This window comes from Dyadobacter sp. (genome assembly GCF_051859145.1).
In the GTDB taxonomy this organism is placed as follows: Bacteria; Bacteroidota; Bacteroidia; order Cytophagales; family Spirosomataceae; genus Dyadobacter.
Map to the genome: position 1 here is coordinate 1 of NZ_JBHYGF010000276.1, position 5,838 is coordinate 5,838.

Here is a 5,838-nt window from a genome sequence, read left to right on the forward strand (position 1 = left end):
ACACGTCTGAGTCAGGCGGCAGATGTGCGCTCAATGCGAGACAGGTGAATGATTACATCCGTGAACATACGGGCTCGCACTTTTCGGCAAAGGATTTCAGGACCTGGATGGGAACTGTGACTGCATTTGAATACCTCTGTACACAGGAAAAGGCATCTTCGCAGCGACAACTGACGAGAACCCTGAACACCTGTCTAGATGTAGTAGCGGCGCATTTGGGGAATACACGGGCAGTTTGCAAAAAATATTATGTACACCCGGCGGTTTTCCTGGCTTATGAAAATGATCGAATCAAGCGATTCGCAGGTAAAGACGTGGAAGAAATAAAATGGTTTTCTGCCAGCGAGCAAAGGGTAAAGTTGCTTCTTGCGCATCCAAAATCGTGAAAAATTCAACAGCCGTGCAAGAATTCCTACATATACGCTTCAGGATTTCTGGCTCAGTTTCAATGGAAAAATATGTAACCTCTTGGCACAGCATTTTTGTTTAGCATTACAAATAAGAAATCATCAACACTAAAAAGAATAGATCATGGAAACCAATGAAGATTTAGTAGAGGTATTAAATGACCTGATCAGAATCAATAACGACCGCATTGAAGGTTACGAAAGGGCAATTAATGAGGTTGAAGATATCGATGTCGACCTGAGAGGAATTTTTCAGAAAATGGCTAATGAAAGCCGCGAAAACATCAATGAGCTGAGCGCTGAAATCAGAACGCTAGGCGGAGAAATAGCTACCGGCACAACCAACTCAGGTAAAATTTACCGGGTTTGGATGGATATCAAGGCAACATTTACCGGCCACGACAGACAGTCGGCCCTTGAAAGCTGCGAATATGGTGAGGATGCAGCACAGGAAGCTTACGACGATGCACTGGCAACAGACGTAGATTTGCCGGTAAACATCAGACAAATCATCGCCAACCAGAAAGCAGAACTGCTCGAATCACATAACCTGATCAAGAAGTACCGCGACCTGCATCAGGCAGTCAACAACTAATAGCCAATATCACACCAGCACACGCTAGCAAAGAAAAAGGCGAAATCGATCGATTTCGCCCTTTTTGTTTCTTACAATTGGTTTTATTCCTACCGAAGATCCACCACCTCCACACCAGGATATTGTTTTGCATTGAAGGTGAAGTATGTATCAGCTACGGCTACATCGGGCTGGAACTGATCAACTTTGTAGGTTACCTGCTGTCCGTTTTTCTGGAATATTTTCCAGCTGTTAATGGACTTGTCAGCCTTATTCACTTCAATCTGTACCTTATCCACCTGGCTGCTTTTGTTGGTAGATGTGAGCTCTACTACTTCCAGGGACTTGGCGCCTTCTTTTTTCTCTTTCAAAAAAGCATATTTAAAGCCTTTCTTGTAAGCTGAATAAATTCTCGTCGGATCAAGGTCGCCACCTGCGGTCGGATCAAAATCCTGCAAATTCACTTCATTGGTTTCCTTGATATATGTCGCCATCAGCTTTCCGTCATTGAAGATTTCCTGTCCGGCCATTTTCAGCCTGAACTTGGTACCTTTTACAGTCGCCTCGCCTTTCAGTGGCTTGCCTCCTTCCGGCGAGTAGGTAAATGCGGCTTTGAAGGATTTGATCTTCTGATATTTGTTGCTCATTGCTTCCAGGATTGCGGAAGACCTTTTATCACCCTGCGCAAATGCAGCAGAGCTGACGGCGATCAACATAGCCAAGAGCAAGCACGCATTAATTCTAAGATTTTTCATATTGAGGTTTTCAGTAAGTTTAATGGATTATGAGGTTGTACAAATCTTAGACCATCACGAAAAATGAAGGTTTAATTTACGCCCATCACGCGCAGGTGCTCTTCGAGGCCGCTCAGATCGTGGAACATGACGTCGCGCGCCTTGCTTCCGGTAAACGGACCTACTACCCCGAGTACTTCCAGCTGGTCCATGATCCGGCCGGCGCGGTTGTAGCCGAGCTTCATTTTACGCTGGATCAGCGAGGTACTGCCCTGCTGGTGCGTGACGATTAACCGGGCCGCGTCGGGCAGCAAGCCGTCAAAATCGTCGGGATTCAGTTCAGCTTTTCCTTCCGATGCATCTTCACCTTCGTATTCAGGCAGTGCATAAGCTTCGTCGTAGCCACGCTGGCTTCCGATAAATTCGCAGACATCTTCGATTTCACGGGTATCGATAAACGGACATTGCAAGCGGATCACTTCCGAGTTGATTGCCAGCAGCATATCCCCCTGTCCAACGAGCTGCTCAGCGCCGCCCATATCCAGAATAGTCCGTGAGTCAATGCTGGACGTTACCCTGAATGACAAACGCGCGGGGAAGTTGGCTTTGATCAAACCCGTAATTACTTTAACAGAGGGCCGCTGGGTAGCTACTACCAGGTGAATACCTACTGCACGCGCCAGCTGCGCGAGGCGGGCAATGGGCGTTTCCACTTCCTTACCGGCCGTCATCATCAAGTCGGCAAGCTCATCAATTACCAATACGATATAAGGCAGGAAGCGGTGTCCTTTTTCCGGGTTAAGTCTTCTTTGGGCAAATTTTGCATTGTACTCTTTGAGGTTTCTTACAGCCGCTTCTTTTAATAAATCGTAGCGGGAATCCATTTCAATACACAATGAATTCAATGTAAAAATTACCTTTTTGGTATCGGTAATAATTGCTTCTTCTGCATTCGGTAACTTAGCCAGAAAGTGCCTTTCGAGCTTGTTGAACAAGGTAAGTTCTACCTTTTTAGGATCTACAAGGACGAATTTCAGCTCGGCCGGGTGTTTTTTGTAAATCAGCGAAGCAAGGATCACATTCAAGCCGACGGACTTACCTTGTCCGGTTGCACCCGCCATCAACAAGTGGGGCATTTTGGCCAGGTCGACGATGTGGATATCGTTTGAAATCGTTTTACCCAAAACAATGGGAAGATCGTAATTGGACTTCTGGAAACGCTCATTGGCCAGTACCGACCGTGCAAAAACAGTTTCACGGTTTTTATTAGGTACCTCAATACCGATTGTCCCGCGTCCCGGCATAGGCGCAATAATCCTGATTCCCAGTGCAGCAAGACTTAATGCAATATCCCCTTCCAGGTTTTTGATCTTGGAAATACGAACCCCAGCTTCCGGGATAATCTCGTATAATGTTACAGTGGGGCCGATCGTGGCTTTAATCTTAGAAATATTAATCCCGTAGCTTCCGAGCGTATCTACAATCTTGGTCTTATTGCTTTCCAGCTCCTCCTGACTTACCTTTTCGTGGTGGTTATCCTCGACTTCATTCAGCAAATCTACTTTGGGGAAATGATAGGAAGGTAAATCGAGCATCGGATCATACTGACCGAATTCTCTCAGGATAGACGCATTAACATCCTCGTCTTCGAATTCTTCGGGCTCCGGCTCGGCTACCTGCGTGGTATCTTCCACTTCCAGTTCAAGTCTGGTTTCAACCGGGGCGACAGGCACAACAGGCATTACCGGCACTGGTGCTGCGATCACTTCCTGTTCAAGTATCAGTTCAGGCTCTTCTTCAAGTAACTCTTCTTCATCTTCGTCAACCGGCAGTTCATCGTCATAAGTGTCATTTACAACTGCCGCAAATCCTTTCGCCGGCTCAGCTACCTTCTCTACGGGTGCCTTTTCCTCTGTTACGGCTGCTGGTGCTGCTCCATTCAATTCAGGTGCTACTTCCGGACGCGCATTTTTCTGCTGCCAGGCTTCGTAAGCGGAGCGGGCATCGTAGAAGAACACGGCGAAGACAAACAATGCAAAAATAATCGGCAGGATACTCCCCCATTTCAGCCAGTCAAACAGCGCCACGTTGACCATGTAACCGATGCCGCCGGAGACAAAACTCATGGTACTTTCCGTATTGCTCATCAGTATCACATAGCCCATCAATGCACTGACCCACAAGGTGAAAAAAATCACTTCTTTGGTGGTGCGGTTGAGCGGGAGTATTTCTTTGTCGAAGGCTATTTTCCAGCCGGCCACAATGGGAACGAGCGGGAGCAGCAATGCGCCCACGCCAAACCACCTGTAAACAAAGAAGTGAGATATTACCGCGCCAAGTACCCCGAAGAAATTGCGCGTTTGTCGGCCCGCATCACGGATCGACTGCTGCCCCAGTCCATCGATCACGCTCTGATCGGAGATACCTGTGACGATATAGGAGATAAAGGCGATTTCCAGGAAGATTCCCAGCACAATAAAAAAAGTCCCCCAGGCAAAAGTGCCTTTTGGACTTGAAAAAATTTGCTCCCAATCAAAAGAGAAGCGAATGCGCGGCTCCGCAGCTTCCTCCGCTTTCGCACGTTGTGTGTTTGCTCTTGGCTTATTAACAGACATTTATTTCAACTCTGGGATGCGTGAAAGGTAATTTTCTACCTATTTCTGATCAGGGACTTACAAATGTTCTTTGCCAGTCCCGGACCTTCATAGATGAATCCGGTATATAACTGAATCAATGCAGCACCTGCATTTTTCTTCTCCAATGCATCCGCGGGCGAGGAAATTCCACCTACGCCTATAACTGGAAAAGCATGATTCGATTTATCGCAAATGTAACGAATAACTTCCGTTGACCGATGTGTAAGTGGCGCGCCGCTCAGCCCGCCTGCACCTATTTGTCCGATCTCCTCAGCACTGGTACGAAGGTTATCCCGGGCGATTGTAGTATTGGTTGCAATCACGCCTGCGATCCCGGTTTCTTTTACAATATCGATGATATCGTCCAGCTGACTGGTGGTCAGATCCGGAGCAATCTTTAAAAATATAGGTTTTGGGTTAAACTTCTCGCGATTCTTTTGTTGAAGCTCTTTCAGTATGGCGGTTAAAGGTCCTTTTTCCTGCAAGTCGCGCAGGCCCGGCGTATTGGGCGAACTTACATTGACCACAAAATAATCAACCACATCGAACAACTCGCGGAAACAGATCAGGTAATCGCTTAGTGCCTGGTCGTTGGGTGTATCCTTGTTCTTGCCGATATTTCCTCCTACCAGAATCCCCGATTTGCGCTTGCTCAGCTTCGCCGCCGCCACAGCAGCGCCTTTGTTATTAAAGCCCATCCGGTTGATCAGCGCCTTGTCCTTTTTTAACCTGAACAACCTGGGCTTTTCATTTCCCGGCTGGGGGCGCGGGGTTACTGTTCCAATTTCTATAAAGCCAAATCCCAATGCTTCAAGCTGATCGACCATTTCTGCATTTTTGTCGAAGCCGGCCGCCAATCCCACCGGGTTCCTGAACCGCAATCCTGCCACTTCGGTCACCAGGTCGGGATGTTCAAATGTGTACATCGACCGCATTAACTGGGGCACGAACGGGATTTTGAATGCAAAATGCAGCAGGTCCGTCACAAAATAATGGATCCGCTCGGCATCAAACAGGAAAAGTATAGGGGAAATAAGGATTTTATACATGCTGCAAAAATAGGGGGTTTCGCAGCAAGGGGCGGAGGCTGAATGAATTTATTTTTGACTGTCCAAGCGCCCGGCAGCCTTACTGGCATTCTCCTGCTGCCTTTACAAAGTTTAGAAATTCTGCGTTTTCTAAATCCATTCGGGCTTGGTAATTAGGATGGTTTTGCGGCTGGTATCAGATGAAGTCGGGCGATATTCCGAAGCAAACAGCTCTCTGTGCAGCTTTCTCAGCTTCCAGAATTTTTCCCAGCGCTCTTCAAGCGACGATTCCAGGTTCTCTCTCAGCTGAGCCGTGTCCAGCTCTTCAAACGAATTGTAAAACTTGATTTTCTTTTTCTCCATGATAGATAAATCAGTCAACGCTGTTTCACAAAGATAATAAACCGGAAAGCCTTGATTGCGAATCTTCCTGAACTTCCGGCGCCGGATTGTTTATGA

General features: G+C 47.2%; 5 protein-coding genes and 1 pseudogene. 2 read left to right on the forward strand and 4 right to left on the reverse strand.

The features are described from left to right. Both ACTIE6_RS15895 and ACTIE6_RS15900 read left to right on the forward strand, forming a co-directional pair. A pseudogene (locus ACTIE6_RS15895) lies at positions 1 to 386 on the forward strand (DNA topoisomerase IB); the annotation flags it as partial. Positions 387 to 531: 145 nt separating this feature from the next. Then, positions 532 to 1,002, forward strand: a complete 471-nt coding sequence (locus tag ACTIE6_RS15900) for a ferritin-like domain-containing protein (protein WP_439557575.1) — start codon at positions 532 to 534, stop codon at positions 1,000 to 1,002. Between the two features lie 89 nt (positions 1,003 to 1,091). On the opposite strand, the gene ACTIE6_RS15905 is transcribed toward ACTIE6_RS15900, so the two are convergent. The 4 genes from ACTIE6_RS15905 to ACTIE6_RS15920 form a co-directional block, all read right to left on the reverse strand. Beyond that, positions 1,092 to 1,736, reverse strand: coding sequence for a LolA family protein (locus tag ACTIE6_RS15905; protein WP_439557576.1), 645 nt, complete (start codon positions 1,734 to 1,736; stop codon positions 1,092 to 1,094). A gap of 71 nt (positions 1,737 to 1,807) precedes the next feature. After that, positions 1,808 to 4,330: a DNA translocase FtsK 4TM domain-containing protein gene (locus ACTIE6_RS15910; RefSeq protein ID WP_439557577.1), complete on the reverse strand. Its 2,523-nt coding sequence runs from the start codon at positions 4,328 to 4,330 to the stop codon at positions 1,808 to 1,810. 35 nt (positions 4,331 to 4,365) lie between these two features. Continuing rightward, positions 4,366 to 5,400 carry a quinone-dependent dihydroorotate dehydrogenase gene (locus ACTIE6_RS15915; protein WP_439557578.1) on the reverse strand — a complete coding sequence of 345 codons (1,035 nt, stop codon included), beginning with the start codon at positions 5,398 to 5,400 and terminating at the stop codon, positions 4,366 to 4,368. A 129-nt stretch (positions 5,401 to 5,529) separates the two neighbouring features. Beyond that, positions 5,530 to 5,742: a hypothetical protein gene (locus tag ACTIE6_RS15920; protein ID WP_439557579.1), complete on the reverse strand. Its 213-nt coding sequence runs from the start codon at positions 5,740 to 5,742 to the stop codon at positions 5,530 to 5,532. Positions 5,743 to 5,838: the final 96 nt, after the last annotated feature.